16 protein-coding genes are annotated in these 18041 nt (G+C 62.8%); 11 read left to right on the top strand and 5 right to left on the bottom strand.

The genetic code is table 11. The features are described from left to right. The first annotated feature begins 8 nt into the window (after positions 1-8). From AYM40_RS31950 to ggt, 3 genes are all read left to right on the top strand, one after another. The gene (locus AYM40_RS31950) at positions 9-773 is read left to right on the top strand and encodes an NTP transferase domain-containing protein (RefSeq protein ID WP_063499987.1); all 765 of its coding nucleotides are present in this window, start codon (positions 9-11) and stop codon (positions 771-773) included. A gap of 258 nt (positions 774-1031) precedes the next feature. Then, positions 1032-2435, top strand: coding sequence for an MFS transporter (locus AYM40_RS31945; RefSeq protein WP_063499986.1), 1404 nt, complete (start codon positions 1032-1034; stop codon positions 2433-2435). Positions 2436-2664: 229 nt separating this feature from the next. Continuing rightward, positions 2665-4398 (top strand): gamma-glutamyltransferase, encoded by a 1734-nt coding sequence (gene ggt, locus AYM40_RS31940; protein WP_063499985.1) that lies wholly within the window; start codon positions 2665-2667, stop codon positions 4396-4398. A gap of 200 nt (positions 4399-4598) precedes the next feature. Here the strand turns inward: ggt and AYM40_RS31935 are convergent, their stop codons facing one another. Further along, complete coding sequence (locus AYM40_RS31935) at positions 4599-5645, bottom strand: S1C family serine protease (RefSeq protein WP_063499984.1); 1047 nt, start codon at positions 5643-5645, stop codon at positions 4599-4601. A 133-nt stretch (positions 5646-5778) separates the two neighbouring features. Between AYM40_RS31935 and AYM40_RS31930 the strand changes: the two genes are divergently transcribed. Both AYM40_RS31930 and ppk2 read left to right on the top strand, forming a co-directional pair. Continuing rightward, the gene (locus AYM40_RS31930; protein WP_063499983.1) at positions 5779-6207 is read left to right on the top strand and encodes a VOC family protein; all 429 of its coding nucleotides are present in this window, start codon (positions 5779-5781) and stop codon (positions 6205-6207) included. A 192-nt stretch (positions 6208-6399) separates the two neighbouring features. Then, the gene (gene ppk2, locus AYM40_RS31925) at positions 6400-7326 is read left to right on the top strand and encodes a polyphosphate kinase 2 (protein WP_063499982.1); all 927 of its coding nucleotides are present in this window, start codon (positions 6400-6402) and stop codon (positions 7324-7326) included. Between the two features lie 111 nt (positions 7327-7437). On the opposite strand, the gene AYM40_RS31920 is transcribed toward ppk2, so the two are convergent. Next, positions 7438-9024, bottom strand: coding sequence for an inorganic phosphate transporter (locus AYM40_RS31920; protein WP_063499981.1), 1587 nt, complete (start codon positions 9022-9024; stop codon positions 7438-7440). A gap of 418 nt (positions 9025-9442) precedes the next feature. Between AYM40_RS31920 and AYM40_RS31915 the strand changes: the two genes are divergently transcribed. Beyond that, positions 9443-10312 carry a CHAD domain-containing protein gene (locus AYM40_RS31915; RefSeq protein ID WP_063499980.1) on the top strand — a complete coding sequence of 290 codons (870 nt, stop codon included), beginning with the start codon at positions 9443-9445 and terminating at the stop codon, positions 10310-10312. A gap of 68 nt (positions 10313-10380) precedes the next feature. Here AYM40_RS31915 and AYM40_RS31910 read toward each other — a convergent pair whose 3' ends face one another. From AYM40_RS31910 to AYM40_RS31900, 3 genes are all read right to left on the bottom strand, one after another. Continuing rightward, positions 10381-11439 carry a VTT domain-containing protein gene (locus tag AYM40_RS31910; protein WP_063499979.1) on the bottom strand — a complete coding sequence of 353 codons (1059 nt, stop codon included), beginning with the start codon at positions 11437-11439 and terminating at the stop codon, positions 10381-10383. A gap of 140 nt (positions 11440-11579) precedes the next feature. After that, positions 11580-12218: a GTP cyclohydrolase I FolE gene (gene folE, locus AYM40_RS31905; protein ID WP_063499978.1), complete on the bottom strand. Its 639-nt coding sequence runs from the start codon at positions 12216-12218 to the stop codon at positions 11580-11582. A gap of 123 nt (positions 12219-12341) precedes the next feature. After that, a complete protein-coding gene (locus tag AYM40_RS31900; protein WP_063499977.1) occupies positions 12342-13271 on the bottom strand; it encodes a LysR family transcriptional regulator in 930 nt (309 codons plus the stop codon). 423 nt (positions 13272-13694) lie between these two features. Here AYM40_RS31900 and AYM40_RS31895 point away from each other — a divergent pair, with 423 nt between their 5' ends. From AYM40_RS31895 to pcaC, 5 genes are all read left to right on the top strand, one after another. Continuing rightward, on the top strand, positions 13695-14399 hold the full coding sequence (locus AYM40_RS31895) for a 3-oxoacid CoA-transferase subunit A (protein ID WP_063499976.1): 705 nt from the start codon (positions 13695-13697) through the stop codon (positions 14397-14399). A 10-nt stretch (positions 14400-14409) separates the two neighbouring features. Further along, positions 14410-15069, top strand: a complete 660-nt coding sequence (locus AYM40_RS31890; RefSeq protein WP_063499975.1) for a 3-oxoacid CoA-transferase subunit B — start codon at positions 14410-14412, stop codon at positions 15067-15069. A 399-nt stretch (positions 15070-15468) separates the two neighbouring features. Then, positions 15469-16848: a 3-carboxy-cis,cis-muconate cycloisomerase gene (locus AYM40_RS31885; RefSeq protein ID WP_063499974.1), complete on the top strand. Its 1380-nt coding sequence runs from the start codon at positions 15469-15471 to the stop codon at positions 16846-16848. Positions 16849-16853: 5 nt separating this feature from the next. Then, positions 16854-17645, top strand: a complete 792-nt coding sequence (gene pcaD, locus AYM40_RS31880; protein ID WP_063499973.1) for a 3-oxoadipate enol-lactonase — start codon at positions 16854-16856, stop codon at positions 17643-17645. Beyond that, positions 17642-18037 carry a 4-carboxymuconolactone decarboxylase gene (gene pcaC, locus AYM40_RS31875; RefSeq protein ID WP_063499972.1) on the top strand — a complete coding sequence of 132 codons (396 nt, stop codon included), beginning with the start codon at positions 17642-17644 and terminating at the stop codon, positions 18035-18037. Before pcaD ends, pcaC begins: the two co-directional genes overlap by 4 nt. Positions 18038-18041: the final 4 nt, after the last annotated feature.

The raw sequence follows: 18041 nt of genomic DNA, 5'->3' as shown, positions 1-18041 counted from the left end.
GACCGCGCATGCGTGCCATCATCCTCGCAGCGGGCCTCGGCCTGCGTCTCCAGCAACCGCCGCAGGCACAGTTTCCGAAGTGCCTGTTGCAGTTCGACGGTATGAGCCTGCTCGAACGGCATCTGCAAATGCTTGACGCTGCCGGCGTGACTGATGTCGTGCTGGCGCTCGGTTTTCAGCCGGAATCGGTGCAGGCGGAACTGGAGCGGATCAACTGGCCGCATAAGGTGGAAACCGTCCTGAACCCGCGTTACGACCTGGGCAGCGTGCTGACGGTGCACACGGTGGCCGAGGCGCTGACGCGCGGCGGCGACGTGCTGTTGATGGACGCCGACGTGCTTTACGATGAGCGCATTCTGAGCGCGCTGGTGGCGGGCGAGACGATCAACCGTCTGCTGATCGACCGTGATTTCGAAGCGGGCGACGAGCCCGTCAAGCTCTGCCTGAAAGACGGCGTGCCGGTCGAATTGCGCAAGCAGCTCGCCGTCAATCTCGCGTACGACACCATTGGTGAATCGGTCGGCTTCTTCCGCTTCCGCCAGGAAACCGCGCAACGTTTCACGCAGATCGTCGCGGGCTACGTGGATAGCGGCCGGGCCAACATGCCGCACGAAGAAGCGGTGCGCGACCTGTTGCTGGAGCGCAGCCAGGTGTTCGACACGGCCGACGTGACCGGCTTGCCGTGGATCGAGATCGACTTCCCGAACGACGTCGCTCGCGCCAGCACCGAGATCCTGCCGCAGCTGCAACCGCTGGTCAGCGCCTCGCGCTAAGTCTCGCTCCCGAATCGCTGCTGTATTGCATGGTGAGCCGGCTGTATGCCGGCTCGCCATCGCGTCGTTTTTTCGCTTCTTTTTCACTCCTGTTTTTCCTGGTCCTTGCAGTCTCGTTGCGCGCTCAACTATCGGGCGGCGGATAATAGCGCGTCATTCGCGTGAATACGGCAACGCTTCGTTTGGCAACATCTGTTGTCGATGCGGTGCGATAATTGCCCCTTTATACCGGTGGCCTTGCAACCCGCCGTCATGCCAATGCCTCTCGCTTTAGGCACTTTTATTGTTCCGCTGATCGTCGCGTGTGCCATGTTCATGGAAAACGTGGACGGCACGGTCATCGTGACGTCGCTGCCAGTTCTGGCGCGCGACCTTGGCCAGGACCCCATCACCCTCAAGCTTGCCGTGACGGCTTATGTCATCGGCCTCGGTGTCTTCATTCCCATTTGCGGCTGGGTCGCCGACCGCTTCGGTTCGCGCACGGTGTTTCGCACGGCAATCGGCATCTTCATGGCGGGCTCGCTGATGTGCGCGGCGTCCACTTCGCTCGGCACCTTCGTGGTTGCTCGCTTCGTGCAAGGCATCGGCGGCGCGATGATGGTGCCGGTGGGTCGCATCATTATTTTTCGTTCGGTGCCCAAGTCGGACTTCATCCGCGCCGTCAACTATCTGACGGTGCCTGCGCTGCTCGGTCCCGTGGTCGGGCCGCCGCTCGGCGGTTTCATTACGACCTATCTGCACTGGCGCCTGATCTTCTTCATCAACATTCCGATTGGCCTGCTGGGCATCTGGCTCGCGAACAAGCACATTGCCAACGTGCGCGAAGCGCATCCCGGCCGGCTCGACTGGACCGGTTTCGCGTTGTCGGCGAGCGGGGCGTCACTATTCATGCTGGGGCTCTCGCTGGTAGGCGGCGAACTCGTCCCCAACACGGTATCGGTCAGCATGTGCGTGATCGGCGTGGTGCTGCTCGCGATGTACGTGCTGTACGCGAACCGCGTCGAGTTGCCGGTGCTCGATTTGCGGCTGTTGCGCATTCCGAGTTTTCACGCGAGCGTGGTGGGCGGCTCGCTGTTTCGCATCGGCCTCGGCGCGGTGCCGTTTCTGTTGCCGCTTGCATTGCAGGAGGGACTTGGCATGACGGCGTTCAAGTCGGGGTCGATCACCTGCGCGTCCGCGTTCGGCTCGATTTTCATGAAGGCGGCCGCGTCGCGCATTCTCGGCCGTTTCGGTTTCCGCACGGTGCTGATGTTCAACGCGGGCTGCGCGGGCCTCGCGATCGCTGTCTACGGGTTGTTCTTTCCCGGCACGCCGCACTGGCTGATCTGGTGTGTGGTGCTGTTCGGCGGCTTCTTCCCGTCGTTGCAGTTCACCTCGTTGAATACCTTGGCGTATGCGGATATTCCGAGCCGCGACGTCGGCCGTGCGACGAGTGTCGCGAGCGTGATCCAGCAGATTTCGTTGGGGCTCGGCGTGACGATCGCCGGCATCGTGCTGCAAATCTCGCATAACGTGCAGGGTCATTCGAGCATCGTGTTCTCCGACTTCTGGCCGGCGTTCCTCGTGGTCGGCCTGTTCTCGTTCCTGTCGATTCCGGTGACCGCGCGCTTGCCGCAAGGCGCCGGCGATGAAATCGCACGCGGCAGCAGAGGGAATGCTTGAGTGTTCAATGCGCGGTGCGCCGCGCCTTGTGACGCGGTGCATCAACCGCGTGCGATGCCGATTCGAATACCGCTATCCGCAACAATTAGCGTCATGAAGGGGGCGTTTTTGTGTACTGCAGCATGCACCCTAAGCGTGTAACGGCTTCGCATATGCCGGATCGGCATGTTATAAGCCCAAGGCAGCTTTCATTATCGTCAGATGAAGAAGTCGTCTTGGGGGATATCCAATGAAGTTGTTTCACAACGCCAAGTCGTCCGTTAGCGGACTTGCGCTAGTCGCACTCGTCTCTGTTTCAAGCGGTTTTCTCGAAGTCACCCCGGCCTTTGCTAAAGCGCCCGCGAAAGCGCAACCGGCAATTCTCACGGCGTCCGCCATTGCGGTCGCCGACAAGTACAGCGCCGATGCCGCAGAACAGATTTTCAAGGAAGGCGGCAACGCCGTCGACGCGGCAGTCGCGATTGCCTTTACGCTTGCCGTGACGTATCCGGAAGCGGGCAATATCGGCGGCGGCGGTTTCATGACGCTGTATGTCGACGGCAAGCCGTACTTCCTCGACTATCGCGAGCGCGCGCCACTGGCTGCGACGAAGAACATGTACCTCGACGACAAGGGCGAGGTCATCAAGGACATGAGTCTGTTCGGTTATCGCGCGGTGGGCGTGCCGGGCACCGTCGACGGCATGTGGCAAGCGCAGCGCCGCTTCGGCAAGCTCAAATGGAAGCAGGTGCTCGCACCGGCCATTCATTACGCACGCGACGGCTTCGAGGTCAGCGAGCAATTGCAGCAACGCCGCGACGACGCCGCGAAAGACTTTGCCGGCAAGACCAACTTCGATACCTACTTTGGCAACCTGAAGCAGGGCGTCAACTTCAAGCAACCGGATCTCGCCGCCGTGCTGCAACGCATTTCGGATCAGGGCGCGAAAGACTTCTACCAGGGCAAGACGGCTGATCTGATCGCGGCGTCCATGCGCGGTCACGGTCTGATTACGAAGGCCGATCTGCAGCAGTACAAGGCGGTGTGGCGTCATCCGATCCAGGCCAACTGGAACGGCTATCGCGTGATTACCGCGCCACCCCCGAGCTCGGGCGGTATCGGTCTCGTGCAGTTGTTGAAGATGAAGGCCGACATTGCGCCCGACTTCAAGGACGTCAGGCTTAACTCCGCGCAATACGTGCACCTGATCGCTGAAATCGAGAAGCGCGTGTTCGCCGATCGTGCGCAGTATCTCGGCGATCCGGATTTCTACAAGGTGCCGGTCGCGCAACTGACCGACGACGCATACATCGCCAAGCGTGCCGCGGAAGTGAACCCGAATACGCCGTCGGATACGAAGAGCGTGCAGCCGGGTCTGGGCACAACGATGCCGGAGAAAGCGGAAACCACGCACTTCTCGGTGATCGACAAGTGGGGTAACGCCGTGTCGAACACGTACACCATCAACGGCTACTTTGGCTCGGGGGTGGTGGCGGATCGCACGGGCATCGTGCTGAACGACGAGATGGACGACTTCTCCGCGAAGCCGGGTGTCGCGAACATGTTTGGTGTGGTGGGCAGCGACGCGAATTCGATTGCACCGAAGAAGCGCCCGTTGTCGTCGATGAGCCCGACGATTCTGACGAAGGACGGCAAGGTGTCGCTCGTGATCGGCACGCCCGGTGGCTCGCGCATCTTCACGTCGATCTTCCAGGTGATCAACAACATCTACGACTTCAACATGCCGTTGCCGGAAGCTGTCGGCGCGATGCGCTTCCATCACCAGCTGTTGCCGCCGAACACGATTTTCTGGGAGCCGTACAAGCCGATCGACGGCGAGCTCGCCAAGCAGATCGAAGCCAAGGGCTACACGCTGAAGGGGCAGGATTTCAGCGGCGACATCCAGGCGATCAAGGTCAATGGCGATACGCCGGAAGCCGCAGCCGATCCGCGCGGCCGTGGTGTCACGCGGGTGATTCAGTGAGCGTTTGATTTAACTTGTTTCAGTGCACCTGAGCGGCGCATCTTTGCAGATGCGCCGCAGGCAGAAGAAAGGCCTCGCACTCCATTGAGTGTGAGGCCTTTTTTTTCTGCGTGATTAATGGCGCGTCAGGCACGGAGCGAAAAGGCACGGAGCGAAAAGAGGAGCGCGAAACTTCTTTGAGCCGCTGTGCAGCCACTCAGTCAGCTTGTCTGCTCGACCGGCGTCAAGGTCAATTCGAGCCGTTGCGCACCACGCAGCACGGTCACGTTGACCGGCTTGTCGATACGCGAGGCGTCGAGCGTGCGTTGCAGGCTATCGACGTCTTGGACGGCAAGCGCATCAATCGCGACGATCGTGTCGTCGGTGCGCAGACCGCCGAGCGCGGCCGGGCTGCCTTTGACGATTTCCATGACGTGTACGCCGCTTTCCGAACTCAGCGCGAAATAGCGCTGCACGCGGCGCGACAGCGGCCTCGTGGTGCCGGCCACGCCGATGTACGCGCGCCGCACGCGGCCGTGCGCGAAGATCTGCATGATGACCCACTTGGCCGTATCGATCGCGGTGGCGAAGCAGATCGCCTGCGCGCCGGGAATGATCGCGGTGTTCACGCCGATCACCTGACCGGCCGAATTGATCAGCGGGCCGCCCGAATTGCCGGGATTGAGCGCGGCATCCGTCTGAATTACGTCGTAGATCATGCGGCCCGAATTCGAACGCAGCGAACGGCCAAGCGCCGAGACCACGCCAGTCGTCACGGTTTGCGCGAGGCCGAGCGGATTGCCGACCGCGATCGCAATCTGGCCGGCCCGCAGCTTCGACGATTCGCCGAGTTCGACGTGCGGCAACGGCTCCGGCGAGCCGATGCGCAGCACGGCGAGATCGCTGCCGGGATCGTCGCCGACCAGATCGGCGTCGAATTTCGCGCCGTCGGCGAGCGTCACCTTGATGTGCGTGGCGCCATGCACGACGTGGCTGTTGGTGAGCAAATAGCCGTCGGGCGTGAACAGAAAACCCGAGCCGGTGCCGCCGCGCGCGCCGCGGCTCTCGCGCCCGGAGGGGGCGCCGGGCAGCCGGCGTTCGACTGAAACGAAGGCGACCGCCTGCTGTACGCGTTCCAGCGCGCCGATTACGGTGCGGGAATAGGCGTCGAGCAGAGCGTCGTCGGATAAAGCGTTGAGTGGATCGGGCCCGGGGGCGTTGGATGCGGCGCGCGGCAGGTCATCGATGAAGCGTGGACGGCTTCCCATGGCGATGCTCCGGATAAGCGGGAGTCGAGATGCGGGGCGGTGGACGGGTTTTCAAGTGTGGGCGCGGCAGGGTACGCGACACACGCCATACAAGCCGATCAGGCGCTACCATGCCAACAAGGAGACAGCCGCCATGAACTCACCCGCCACCTCAGCCGCAGCCTCTGCCTCGTCGGGCGCGCCGACCGACCCGACTGACCCGGGCGAGCCGCACATCGAGTCGCTCAGCGCCATCACGCTCGCCACCCGCGACATGCCGCGCGCAGTGCTGTTTTACGAAGCGCTTGGTTTTCCGATCAAATTCGGCGGTTCGCACGAAGCGTTTACGTCGTTTGCATTCGGCGGTTCGTATCTGAACCTGATCGTCGATACGCGCGCCCCAGTCAACTGGTGGGGCCGCGTGATCATTTATGTCTCGGACGTCGATGCGCTCTACCGGAAGGCGCTGGCGGCGGGTTTGACGCCGTCGCTCGAACCGTCCGATGCGCCTTGGGGCGAGCGCTATTTCCACATTAGCGATCCCGACGGTCACGAACTCAGCTTTGCGAAGCCATTGCGTTAGCGCCGGGCGACCGGGCAAAACTCGCTATGATGAGTATCCAAAAAGCGCGTAAGCCGCTGGAGAACGCGCCGCGCCCCAACGCGCGGCTGCCGCGCTGGTAACACGGCTGACACTTCGCGCTTCGATAATCGAGCGCGTTCGCGACGCGCATGCGCCGCGCGCCTAACCATTTCCGTTGCCAGGAGAGTCGCAATGAAAGAGCTGGATCCGAGACCCGAGGCCGAAGTCATGGCAGAGCGGCAACGCCGTTTCGAGGAAGACCTTATCGATGCGTACGACGAGGAGCTCGAAATGGAGGTCGACGACCGCATCATCGACGGTGCGGGAGGCTTCACGCCCGAGCTTCGCGAGGCGCGCAAAGTGTACTTCCGCGAGCTGTTCCGGTTGCAGGGCGAGCTCGTCAAACTGCAGGACTGGATCGTGCAGACCGGCCATCGCCTGGTGGTGATTTTCGAAGGGCGCGATGCGGCCGGCAAGGGCGGCGCGATCAAACGCATCACGCAGCGGCTCAATCCGCGCGTGTGCCGCGTGGCGGCGTTGCCGGCGCCGAACAACCGCGAACGCACGCAATGGTATTTCCAGCGTTACGCGTCGCATCTGCCGGCCGGCGGCGAGATGGTGCTGTTCGACCGCAGCTGGTACAACCGCGCGGGTGTCGAACGTGTGATGAATTTTTGCAGCGACGACGAATACGAAGAATTTTTCCGCTCGGTTCCGGAATTCGAAAAGATGCTGGTGCGAAGCGGCGTGCAGATTCTCAAATACTGGTTTTCGATCACGGACGAAGAACAGGAGATCCGCTTTCAGAACCGCATCCACGATCCGCTGAAGCAGTGGAAGCTGAGCCCGATGGACCTGGAAAGCCGGCGCCGCTGGGAAGCCTATACGCAGGCGAAAGAAGTCATGCTGCAGCGCTCGCACATTCCCGAAGCGCCCTGGTGGGTCGTGCAGGCGGTCGACAAGAAACGCGCGCGCCTGAACTGCATTCACCATCTGCTGAGCCAGGTGCCGTATCACGAGATCGAGCACCCGCGTGTCGAATTGCCGGCACGGGTCTATCACGACGAATACAGCCGCCAGCCGGTGCCGCCGTCGATGATCGTGCCGGAAGTGTATTGATTGAGTCTCGGGCTTCGGCTCGGTGGAATGAAAAAAAGCGCGGCAGATACCGCGCTTTTCTTGTCTTCGCTGTGGCCGGACTTGCGAGCGGCACCCGCGGTTTCAGCCGTTTCAGAACACCAGCCTGAAGAACCAGTACAAGCCCCCTGCCAGCGCGATTGAAACCGGCAGCGTCAGCACCCACGCGAGGATCAGGCTGCGCACGGTGCCCCATTGCAAGCCGGAGCCGTTAGCCGCCATGGTGCCGGCCACGCCGGACGACAGCACGTGCGTTGTCGAGACCGGCAAGCCGTACATGTCGGCCGCGCCGATCGTCAACATCGCCACCACTTCAGCCGACGCACCCTGTCCATAGGTCAGATGCTGCTTGCCGATCTTCTCGCCGACTGTGACGACGATGCGCTTCCAGCCGACCATCGTGCCGAGACCCAAGGCGATGGCCACGGCGACCTTGACCCACGTCGGGATGAACTTGGTGGCGTGATCGGTTTGCACCTTGAAGTTGTCGATGGCCTTGGCGTCTGCCGGTGCGAAGGCCGGCTGTTTGGTCTTCTCCATCAGGCGAATAGCTTCGGACGCAACATACATGTTGTTGCGCACGTTATCGACGATGCTTTGCGGCACAGTTGCTATCGATCCGGACTCGGTGACCTGCCTGCCGATCATATCGGTCAGTTGCTGCAAGGCCGGCAATGTGGCGGGCGTCAACTGGCGCGTGCGCACGTACGCTTCGACATCGGCGCGCGGATCGGTGGACGGCGCCGCGCCCTGGGCGTACTTGGCGAACGTGGCCGAGGCCTGTTGCGCGACCGCGAGGTAGGTCTGCGTTTCCGCCGGCGTGACCGCCTTGTTCAGCGCGTAGGCCGTCGGCACCGTGCCGATCAGGATCAGCATGATGAGACCCATGCCTTTCTGCCCGTCGTTCGAACCGTGCGCGAACGAAACGCCCGTACAGGTCAGAATCAGCAGGGCGCGAATCCAGAACGGCGGCGGCTCCTTCCCCTTCGGCTCCGCATACAACGCGGGAACGCGTACCACGGCCTTGAGGATCAACAGCAGCAAGGCGGAAGCAAGAAAGCCGACCAGTGGCGACAACAGTAACGACTTGCCCACGCCGAGCGCCTGATTCCAGTCCACGCCGCTCGTGCCGTTCGCGCCGTGCATCAGTTGATTCATCAGGCCGACGCCGATGATCGAACCGATCAGCGTATGCGAGCTCGAGGACGGCAGTCCGAAATACCAGGTGCCCAGATTCCAGATGATCGCCGCGATCAACAGTGCGAAGACCATCGCAAAGCCCGCGCTGCTGCCCACTTGCAGAATCAATTCGACGGGCAGGAGTTGCAGAATGCCGAACGCGACCGCGCCCGTTGAAGTAAGCACACCGAGGAAATTCCATCCCCCTGACCAGACCACCGCAATGTTCGGCGCAAGCGAATGCGTGTAGATCACCGTGGCGACAGCGTTGGCCGTGTCATGAAAGCCGTTGACGAATTCGAAGCCGAGCGCGATCACGAGCGCAATGCCGAGCAGCAGGTAGGGCAAAAACGAGGCTTCGCGAACCGGTTGCAGATCGTCCGCCAGATGCATGGCGCAATAAGCAGCGCCGATCGCAATCACAACGAGGAAGATGATCAGGCCAATATTGCGTCCCTTTCCACTTGCAGCGCCCGGTTGTGGGTACGAAAGTTCCGGCATGGCGTGAGCCCCAAAAAAGTTTGTCGCGGAACTGCCGATCCTGCGGTGCCTGTGTGTCGTAATGATGACAGTTGCGTGACGGCTATGCGGAACGGATGTTCGCGGAAAGTGCGTGGAGGTTGGCGCTACGGATAGACCGCCGCCTGCGCGGCGCGCAATAATGATAAGTGGTCCGAAAATAACTATGCACGAGAAGTGCACTCTGTGCGGTGGAACGGATTTTCCAGTTCAACTGCCGCCAAGGTCGCATACAGACTCGCGCGACCCAAGGGCCTCCACGACTTGCGGCGGATTGCGACTCATGCAACGCGGATTTTCTTGCGGCCATCCTCGTGCAGTTTAGGTGACGCGCCGGCGGATATCCACCGGGCCCCTTTTTTGCTGGGCTGACATGAAAGGGACTTTTGAAGGACGTCCGATGAAGGGAGCAAGCCGGAAAATCGACAAACGGGCTTCGGATAGCAAGCCGTCCGGCGCTGAGTCCTCGGCGGAGACGGCCTTCGTGTCGTACGCGTCGCCCCTTGTCGACGAGGCCATCGAACACGCCAATGCGGTGCGCGAAGACGCGTCGCCCGAAACGCTGCACAAACTGCGGGTGTCGCTGCGGCGGTTGCGCTCATTGTGGTGGGCGTTCGAACCCTTGCTGGACAAAGGTGAGAACACGCGCCAACGGGCGCTGTTCAAGTATCTGGCGACGGCAGCCGGCAAGACGCGCGATTGGGACATTCTGATCGAACTGATTGCCCAGCACGAGCGCGTGGCGCGCGAGATGACACCGATGCTTGAGGAGGCGCGCGGCGGCGCGTTGGCGACGAGCCGTGAAACGCTTTCGAACGCGGACGTCAAACATCTGCTGCAAGACGCCCTGACCAGTGCCAGTAAGGAATTGAACACGGCCCATGAGCGCGTGCCGCTGCAAGCGTTCGTCGATCGGCGCGTGGCCGCTTCTGAACGTTCGCTGAAAAAGCGCATAAAACGCGCGTCTCACGCAAAGCGCTCCGACTACACCGCGTTTCATGAAGTCAGAAAGGCGGGAAAAAAAGTGCGCTATCTGCTCGAGTTTTTCGAGCCGGTGCTGAGCGGTAGCCACAAACGTGTCCTGAAGCGGTTAAAGCAGATTCAGAAGCGTTTCGGTACGCTGAACGATATTGTCGCGAGCGAGATGCTGCTGCGCGACAACCTGGGCTTGCTAGCCGGATCCGGCGACACCGGTGCAGCGCTTGATTGGCTCAGGAAGGAGCGCAAACGGCGGATGCGTGCGGCAGCGGGACTGCTGCGCAAACTGTGATACGGCGGAAGGTGCGAATGCGCTTGATCTGCTGGCCGCTGCCAACCGGCACCAGGCCGAGTGGTTACTCAGGGACTTGCCCAGGCGCTTTTTCTGCGCCGAGGGGCGAACCCGCGCAGCGTCACCGCGCCGCTTGCTTCGCCGTAAGTCTCCGGCGTGCGTTTGGCGGTGGTCGATTCGTCCGTCGGCGAGAGAGGTTCGACCGCAAACCCGCGCTTTTGCCAGGCGTCGAGGCCGCCCCTCAGCGCGCGAATTCGCGTGTAGCCGTTCTGGCGCATCCGTTGCGTGATCTCCACGGCGGTCGCGCTGTCCGGGCAAATGCAGTAAATCACCATGTCGTAGGCGAGCAGCGCACTGTCGACCTGTTCAGGCGAGTGCGGGTCGAGCGTCAGCACGCCGGGAAAAGGGCACAGCGCTTCACTGGCCGATGCGGGTGGGCGGGCATCCAGGACCTTGGGGGGCGTGATGTGGCGCCATCCGCCGGGCGTCGCTTGCGACGCGCTCGCGCCGGCGGCGTCGGCGCAACGGCGCCGTTCGCGGCGTCGCTGCAGCAGGCGGTACAGCAGATAGGTCAACGCGGCGGCCAGCAGGATGTCGATCACCGTGCCGCCGCGCGCTCTGACGAAGGCGAGCAGCATATGCAATTGCCGTTCCGCCGCGGCGCCGCCGAGTAGCCAGAAGGTGGCCCACGCCAGCGCGCCGGCAAGGTCCCACACCGCGTAGATGCGGCTATCCACGGCGGTCGTGCCCATGAGCGGCGGCGTGATGAGTCCGAGTCCAGGGACGAACTTCGAGATCGACACGAGCGGCACGCCGAAGCGCTCGAATAGCGAGCGAGCCATGTCGACCCTGGAATCGACCGCCGGGGAGATCCGGCTCAAGGCGGCGATCAATTTGCGTCCGTAGATGCGGCCGGCGGCGAACCATGTGCCGTCGCCGATGAGCGCGCCGAGTACGGCGGCGAACAGGATCGGCCAGAAAGACAGGGTGCCGGCGGCAATCGCGGAGCCCGCGAAGAGCAGCACGGGGACCGCAGGAATCGGCACGCCGAGGCGCGTCAACAGGACGTTGACGAAGACGAACGCGCCGCCCCAGGTTGAAACCGCCGACGACGGAAACTCTACCAATTGCAGAACTCCTGTTTTGCGCGCTGGCGATGACGGGGTCGGCAGCACGGTTGTCGTCAGCAAGTCGATTGCAGGCGGACTTCGCGTTGGCCGCTGCCGTGTTGCGGGAACCGGTCAGCGCGGCGCGACCGGATCGCGATTCAGGTATTGGCGACCGCCACTACACCAGGATTGCCCACGATCGACAAAAACTCGCGGCGCGTCGACGGATCGGTACGGAACGTGCCCAGCATGCGCGAGGTGACCATCGTGACACCGGCCTTGTGCACGCCCCGTGTGGACATGCATTGATGCGCCGCTTCGAGAATCACGCCGACGCCCTCTGGTTGCAGCACGTCGTTCAACGTATCGGCGATTTGCACGGTCATCTTTTCCTGGATCTGCAGACGCTTGGCGAATGCATCGACGAGTCGCGCCAGCTTCGAAATGCCGACCACCCGATGCCCAGGGAGATACGCGACGTGCGCCCGCCCGATGATCGGCACCATGTGGTGTTCGCAATAGCTTTCGAAGCGGATATCTTTCAGCACGATCATTTCGTCGTAGCCGTCCACCTCGGAGAAGGTGCGGGCGAGGATCTCGCGCGGATCGACCTGATAACCCGCGTAGAACTCCTCATAGGAGCGCACCACGCGCGCTGGCGTATCGATCAGGCCTTCGCGCTCGGGATCGTCGCCGGCCCAACGCAGCAGCACGCGTACGGCTGCTTCGGCTTCCTCGCGGCTGGGGCGGCCTACCGCGGCCGCGGGTTTGATTTTCTTGGGTTTGCTGCTGGCCATCCGTCGCTCCTCTGGGATCGCGCGTCGACGCTGGACGGAGCGCGCGGGTTCAATGAGTGCGGCCATTGTTCCATGTTTTGCGTCGCATCGTGCCGATGTCCCTTTCGCGGGCGGGGTGCGAGCTCACTTTGGCCACTCGTCCATCTCGTCGTTGAAGAGCTCGGCGACGATACTGCGCAGCCAGCTCGCCCGCGGATCGTTATGAAACTTGCGATGCCAGTGCTGCCGCAGATCGAAGCGCGGCAATGGCAGCGGCGGCTCGACCAGCGTGATCGATGCATGTTCCGACACGTACGCGAAGCCGATGGCGTGCGGCACTGTCGCGAGCAGATCGGTGCGCGCGAGGATGAACGGCAGGCTCATGAAGTGCGGCGTTTCGAGTACGGCGCGGCGCTTGATACGTTTCTTTTCCAGGTAATGTTCGAGGATTTCCTGGCTGCGTCCTTCGGCACGCACGACTGCGTGGCCCGACGCCACGTACTGGGGCAGCGTGAGGGGCGCCTTCGACAGGGGATGCCCCGTGCGCATCAGGCAGATGAACCGATGGGTGAAGAGCCGTTGCTGGAAGAAGTTGTTGCCCGACAGATCGGGAAAATAACCCACGGCGAGGTCGACGTCCCCCGATTCGAGTCCGCGTTCCACCTGCGAGGGCGAGAGCGACACCGAGCGCAGATTCGCATTGGGCGCGCGTTCGGCGAAGAGTTGCAGGAGCCGTGGCAGGAAGACGATTTCGCCGACGTCGGAGAGGGCGATGGAGAAGGTATGAGTGCTCGTGGCCGGATCGAAGTCCTGCACGTCGAGCATGCCTTTCTCGATACGCAGAAGCGCGTCGCGGGCGGCGGGGAGGATGGCGAGCGCGCGCGGCGTGGGCTCCATGCCTTTCGATGTCCGCACGAAGAGCGGATCGTCGAAGTATTCCCGCAGGCGGCCTAGCGCGGTGCTGACGCGGGGTTGGCTGACGCCGAGTTGTTCCGCTGCGCGGCTCACGTTGCGGGTGTCTTCCATCGCTACCAGGTAGGGGATCAGGTTTAGATCCAGGGTTGTGTCGGACATGCTGGTTGTTGCCTGCGGCGCTTGGGGTTTGGGTATTTGCTATCTCGATAGAGGGTAGTTTAGTTATTTTGATTTGGGATAGTGGTTTTTTCGCCGCGCAGGCAAACAATTCAGGGAAAGCCGCCAAAAGCCAGGCACTCGTACAGCAACGACCCCCCGCCGGGCAGGCAAAAAACCTATGATTAAGGGGAATCTCCAGCCTTGACAACCCGCCCGGAGGGCAACCATAATCGCTGAGTGGTTCGCTAACCGAATCCGTGTTCACATATAGAACAAATCGACCGCGAACAAACCAACGGCGCCAGCCCGCATCTCCATCCGGCGAGCCGCCGCCAGCCCAGGCCCGGAGACCGTCCCGCACAAGCCTATGCCTGCCAAGGCAACAAGCCCAGCGGCACGCAGCGCCGCAAAAGGAAATTCGACATGATCAACAAGATTTTCGAGTCACTTCAATCGGCGGTCGCCGATGTCCACGACGGTGCGACTGTCATGATCGGCGGCTTCGGCACGGCCGGCATGCCGTCCGAGCTGATCGACGCGCTCATCGAACAAGGCGCGCGCGAACTCACCATCGTCAACAACAATGCCGGTAACGGCGATATCGGCCTCGCGGCGCTGCTCAAAGCCAAACGCGTGCGCAAGATCATCTGCTCGTTCCCGCGCCAAAGCGATTCGTATGTGTTCGACGCGCTCTATCGCGCCGGCGAAATCGAACTCGAACTGGTGCCCCAAGGCAACCTCGCGGAACGCATTCGCGCCGCGGGCGCAGGCATCGGCGGGTTCTTCACGCCTACTGGCTATGGCACCAAGCTCGCGGAAGGCAAGGAAACCCGTCTGATCGACGGCAGGCATTACGTGCTGGAGTCGCCGCTGCATGCGGACTTCGCGCTGATCAAGGCATTCAAGGGCGACCGTTGGGGCAATCTGGTCTATCGCAAGACCGCGCGCAACTTCGGGCCGATCATGGCAAGCGCGGCGAAAACGGCCATCGTGCAGGTGTCGAAAGTGGTGCCGCTCGGTGAGCTCGATCCGGAAAATATCGTCACGCCTGGCATCTTCGTGCAACGCGTGATCGAAGTGCCGCAAGCCGTGCACCAAGCCGAGCTTGCATCCGCGACCGCCGCCTGAGGAGACCGACATGAAAAAACTGACCCGCGATGAAATGGCCAAGCGCGTTGCCCAGGATATCCCTGAAGGCGCTTTCGTGAACCTCGGCATCGGCGTGCCCACGCTGGTGGCCAACCACCTCGCTGCCGACAAGGAAATCTTCCTGCATAGCGAAAACGGCTTGCTCGGCATGGGCCCGGCGCCCGCAAAGGGTGAGGAAGACGACGAACTGATCAACGCCGGCAAGCAGCACGTCACGCTGCTCACGGGCGGCGCCTACTTCCATCACGCAGATTCGTTCGCGATGATGCGCGGCGGCCATCTGGATTTCTGCGTGCTCGGCGCGTTCCAGGTGTCGGCGAAAGGCGATCTGGCGAACTGGCACACCGGCGCGCCCGACGCGATTCCGGCAGTCGGCGGCGCCATGGATCTCGCCATCGGCGCGAAGCAGGTCTACGTGATGATGGAGCACCTGACCAAGCAGGGCGAAAGCAAGATCGCGGCGGAATGCACGTACCCGGTCACGGGCGTGAATTGCGTCAACCGCATCTATACGGATCTGGCGATGATCGACGTCACCGACCAGGGCCTCGTCGTGCGCGAGATCTTCTCGGACATCGACTTCGATGCGCTGCACAAACTGACCGGCGTGCCGCTGATCGACGGCACTCAGGCGGCTCGCGCGGCCTGAGCCCAGGCGAACGCGGCAGGCGTCTTCGCGTTTGCCTCGCAGAGAAGCCGAAACGCTGGCGAGGCAAGCGAAACCGTGCACGCCGCGCCAGCATCCCGCCGCATTGTCCGGAACGCGCATGAGGCCCGCTTCCTGCACGTCATCCGGCATCACGGCGCATACCGCATATAGGGCACATCCAGCGTATACGGCACATACGACACGTCCGGCCCGCTGTCGCGGCGATGTTCGGCGCACGACGCATCCTGCCCCGCCGTCGCGGCGATATTCGGTACTCAATGCGCGGCGACGCCGGGTGCGGTACGCTCTCGATAGACAGCGCCTGGGGGCGCGCCTCGCAGCGCATCCAGATAGCCCCGGCGAAACCTTCACTTTCGATTTCCTCTCATCGACGCCATCATGCTCGACTCCAGCGCCCGTCTGACTGGCCTTCTTTGCGGCACGCAGCCGATGAACGATGTCTGGGCGCCGCGTGCCACGCTGCAACGGATGCTCGATGTCGAAGCAGCGCTTGCGCGCGCTTCGGCTGCGTATAACGTGATTCCGCACAGCGCCGTGGCCGCGATCGAGGGCGCCTGTCAGGCCGATCAACTCGACGCCGACGCACTTGCGCGCGACGCGGCGCTCGGCGGCAACCTCGCGATTCCCCTCGTCAAACAACTCACCGCGCGCGTCAAGGCGGCGGATGCGGAAGCGTCGAAGTACGTCCATTGGGGCGCGACGAGCCAGGACATCATCGATACGGCGACGGTGCTGCAATTGCGCGACACCTTCGATCTGCTCGACAGCGGCTTGCAAACCACGTGCGATGCACTGGCGAAACTCGCGGCCACTCATCGCACGACGCCAATGATCGGCCGCACCTGGTTGCAGCAGGCGCTGCCCATCACGCTCGGCCTGAAATTCGCGCAATGGCTCGACGCGTTGCTGCGTCATCGCGAGCGGCTCGATGCGTTGCGTGCGCGTGTGCTGGTGCTGCAATTCGGCGGCGCGGCGGGCACGCTGGCGAGCCTGCGCGACGCGGCGCCACAAGTCACGCAATCGCTGGCTCAAGAACTCAAGCTCGCCGTGCCCACCTTGCCGTGGCACACGCAGCGCGATCGCATCGCCGAAACTGCGGCACTGTTCGGCATGCTGATCGGCACGCTCGGCAAAATCGCGCGCGATATCTCCCTGCAGATGCAAACCGAAATCGACGAACTGGCCGAGCCCGCCGCGGCAGGCAAGGGCGGTTCGTCGACGATGCCGCACAAGCGCAACCCGGTCGGCTGCGCGGCGGTGCTGACGGCGGCGACACGCGCGCCGGGCCTGGTGGCCACGGTGTTTGCCGGCATGGTGCAGGAGCACGAGCGCGCGCTTGGCGGCTGGCAAGCCGAGTGGGACGCGCTGCCGGAGCTCGCGCGCCTCGCAGGCGGCGCGCTCGCCAACATCGAGCAGATTGCTGTGGGGCTCAACGTGAATGTGCCGCGCCTTGCCGCCAATCTCGACGTCACGCACGGATTGATTCTCGGCGAAGCGGTAATGCTCGCCCTCGGCGACAGCATCGGCCGGCTCGATGCGCATCATCTCGTCGAGCGCGCATCGAAAGCGGCGATCGCCGAGCGCAAGACGCTCTTCGACGTGCTCTCGGCGGACCCCGCCGTGACCGAACATCTTTCGCTCGAGCGCCTCACGCAACTGCTCGATCCCGCTCAATACGTCGGCCAGGCGCACGCTTATGTGGACGCCGCGCTGGCACTTCATCACACGCGCGCCAAACGCGTCACTTCCAAGGAGTAACCGGCATGCCCTACGCAGCAGTCAACGGTACCGAGCTTCATTATCGAATCGACGGTGACCGTCACGGCAGTGCGCCGTGGATTGTGTTGTCGAATTCGCTCGGCAGTGATCTGTCGATGTGGACGCCGCAAGTCGCGGCGCTGTCTAAACACTTCCGCGTGCTGCGCTACGACACGCGCGGTCATGGTCACTCGGAAGCGCCGAAAGGTCCGTACACGATAGAACAACTGACCGGCGACGTGCTCGGTCTGCTGGACACGCTGAAGATCGCGCGCGCGAATTTCTGCGGTCTGTCGATGGGCGGCCTCACCGGCGTCGCGTTGGCCGCGCGTCACGCGGATCGTCTCGAACGCGTCGTGCTGTGCAATACGGCAGCACGCATCGGTTCGCCGGAAGTGTGGGTGCCGCGCGCCGCACGAGCCCGCACTGAAGGCATGCTCGCACTGGCCGACATGGTTCTGCCGCGCTGGTTCACCGCCGACTTTATCGAACGTGAACCGGTGGTGTTTGCCATGATCCGCGACGTGTTCGTGCATACCGACAAGGAGGGCTACGCATCCAATTGCGACGCCATCGACGCCACCGATCTGCGCCCTGAAGCCCCCGGCATCAAGGTGCCTGCGCTGGTGATCAGCGGTACGCACGATCTGGCCGCAACGCCGGCGCAAGGCCGCGAACTGGCGCAAGCGATTCCGGGCGCGCGCTATGTCGAACTGGATGCCTCGCATATTTCCAACATCGAGAAAGCCGAGGCCTTCACGAAGACCGTGCTCGACTTCCTGGCGGAGCAGAAATGAACGATGAAGACCGTTACGAAGCCGGACTCGATGTGCGCCGCGCGGTGCTGGGCAGCGCGCACGTCGACCGGTCGCTCGCGAATCGCACCGAGTTGACCGACGAGTTCCAGAATCTGATCACCCGCTATGCGTGGGGCGAAATCTGGACGCGCGAAGGTTTGCCGCGTCACACGCGCAGCCTGCTGACCATCGCCATGATGGTCGCGCTCAATCGCAGCGAAGAACTCGCGTTGCATTTGCGCGCTGCGAAAAACAACGGCGTGACGCGCGAGCAGATCAAGGAAGTGCTGCTGCAAACCGCGATCTATTGCGGCGTGCCGGCAGCCAATTCGGCGTTTCATCTGGCCGATAAACTGTTTCGCGAAGACGACGCTGCCGCGGCAAAGCCGTAACGAC

The sequence above is a fragment of the Paraburkholderia phytofirmans OLGA172 genome, from assembly GCF_001634365.1.
Taxonomy (GTDB): Bacteria; Pseudomonadota; Gammaproteobacteria; order Burkholderiales; family Burkholderiaceae; genus Paraburkholderia.
This window is presented reverse-complemented; position numbering and strand designations above follow the sequence as displayed.

Coding starts and splice junctions, on each gene's coding strand:
- AYM40_RS31950 (WP_063499987.1), top strand. CDS start 9: ATGCGTGCCATCATCCTCGCAGCGGGCCTCGGCCTGCGTCTCCAGCAA.
- AYM40_RS31945 (WP_063499986.1), top strand. CDS start 1,032: ATGCCTCTCGCTTTAGGCACTTTTATTGTTCCGCTGATCGTCGCGTGT.
- ggt (WP_063499985.1), top strand. CDS start 2,665: ATGAAGTTGTTTCACAACGCCAAGTCGTCCGTTAGCGGACTTGCGCTA.
- AYM40_RS31935 (WP_063499984.1), bottom strand. CDS start 5,645: ATGGGAAGCCGTCCACGCTTCATCGATGACCTGCCGCGCGCCGCATCC.
- AYM40_RS31930 (WP_063499983.1), top strand. CDS start 5,779: ATGAACTCACCCGCCACCTCAGCCGCAGCCTCTGCCTCGTCGGGCGCG.
- ppk2 (WP_063499982.1), top strand. CDS start 6,400: ATGAAAGAGCTGGATCCGAGACCCGAGGCCGAAGTCATGGCAGAGCGG.
- AYM40_RS31920 (WP_063499981.1), bottom strand. CDS start 9,024: ATGCCGGAACTTTCGTACCCACAACCGGGCGCTGCAAGTGGAAAGGGA.
- AYM40_RS31915 (WP_063499980.1), top strand. CDS start 9,443: ATGAAGGGAGCAAGCCGGAAAATCGACAAACGGGCTTCGGATAGCAAG.
- folE (WP_063499978.1), bottom strand. CDS start 12,218: ATGGCCAGCAGCAAACCCAAGAAAATCAAACCCGCGGCCGCGGTAGGC.
- AYM40_RS31900 (WP_063499977.1), bottom strand. CDS start 13,271: ATGTCCGACACAACCCTGGATCTAAACCTGATCCCCTACCTGGTAGCG.
- AYM40_RS31895 (WP_063499976.1), top strand. CDS start 13,695: ATGATCAACAAGATTTTCGAGTCACTTCAATCGGCGGTCGCCGATGTC.
- AYM40_RS31890 (WP_063499975.1), top strand. CDS start 14,410: ATGAAAAAACTGACCCGCGATGAAATGGCCAAGCGCGTTGCCCAGGAT.
- AYM40_RS31885 (WP_063499974.1), top strand. CDS start 15,469: ATGCTCGACTCCAGCGCCCGTCTGACTGGCCTTCTTTGCGGCACGCAG.
- pcaD (WP_063499973.1), top strand. CDS start 16,854: ATGCCCTACGCAGCAGTCAACGGTACCGAGCTTCATTATCGAATCGAC.
- pcaC (WP_063499972.1), top strand. CDS start 17,642: ATGAACGATGAAGACCGTTACGAAGCCGGACTCGATGTGCGCCGCGCG.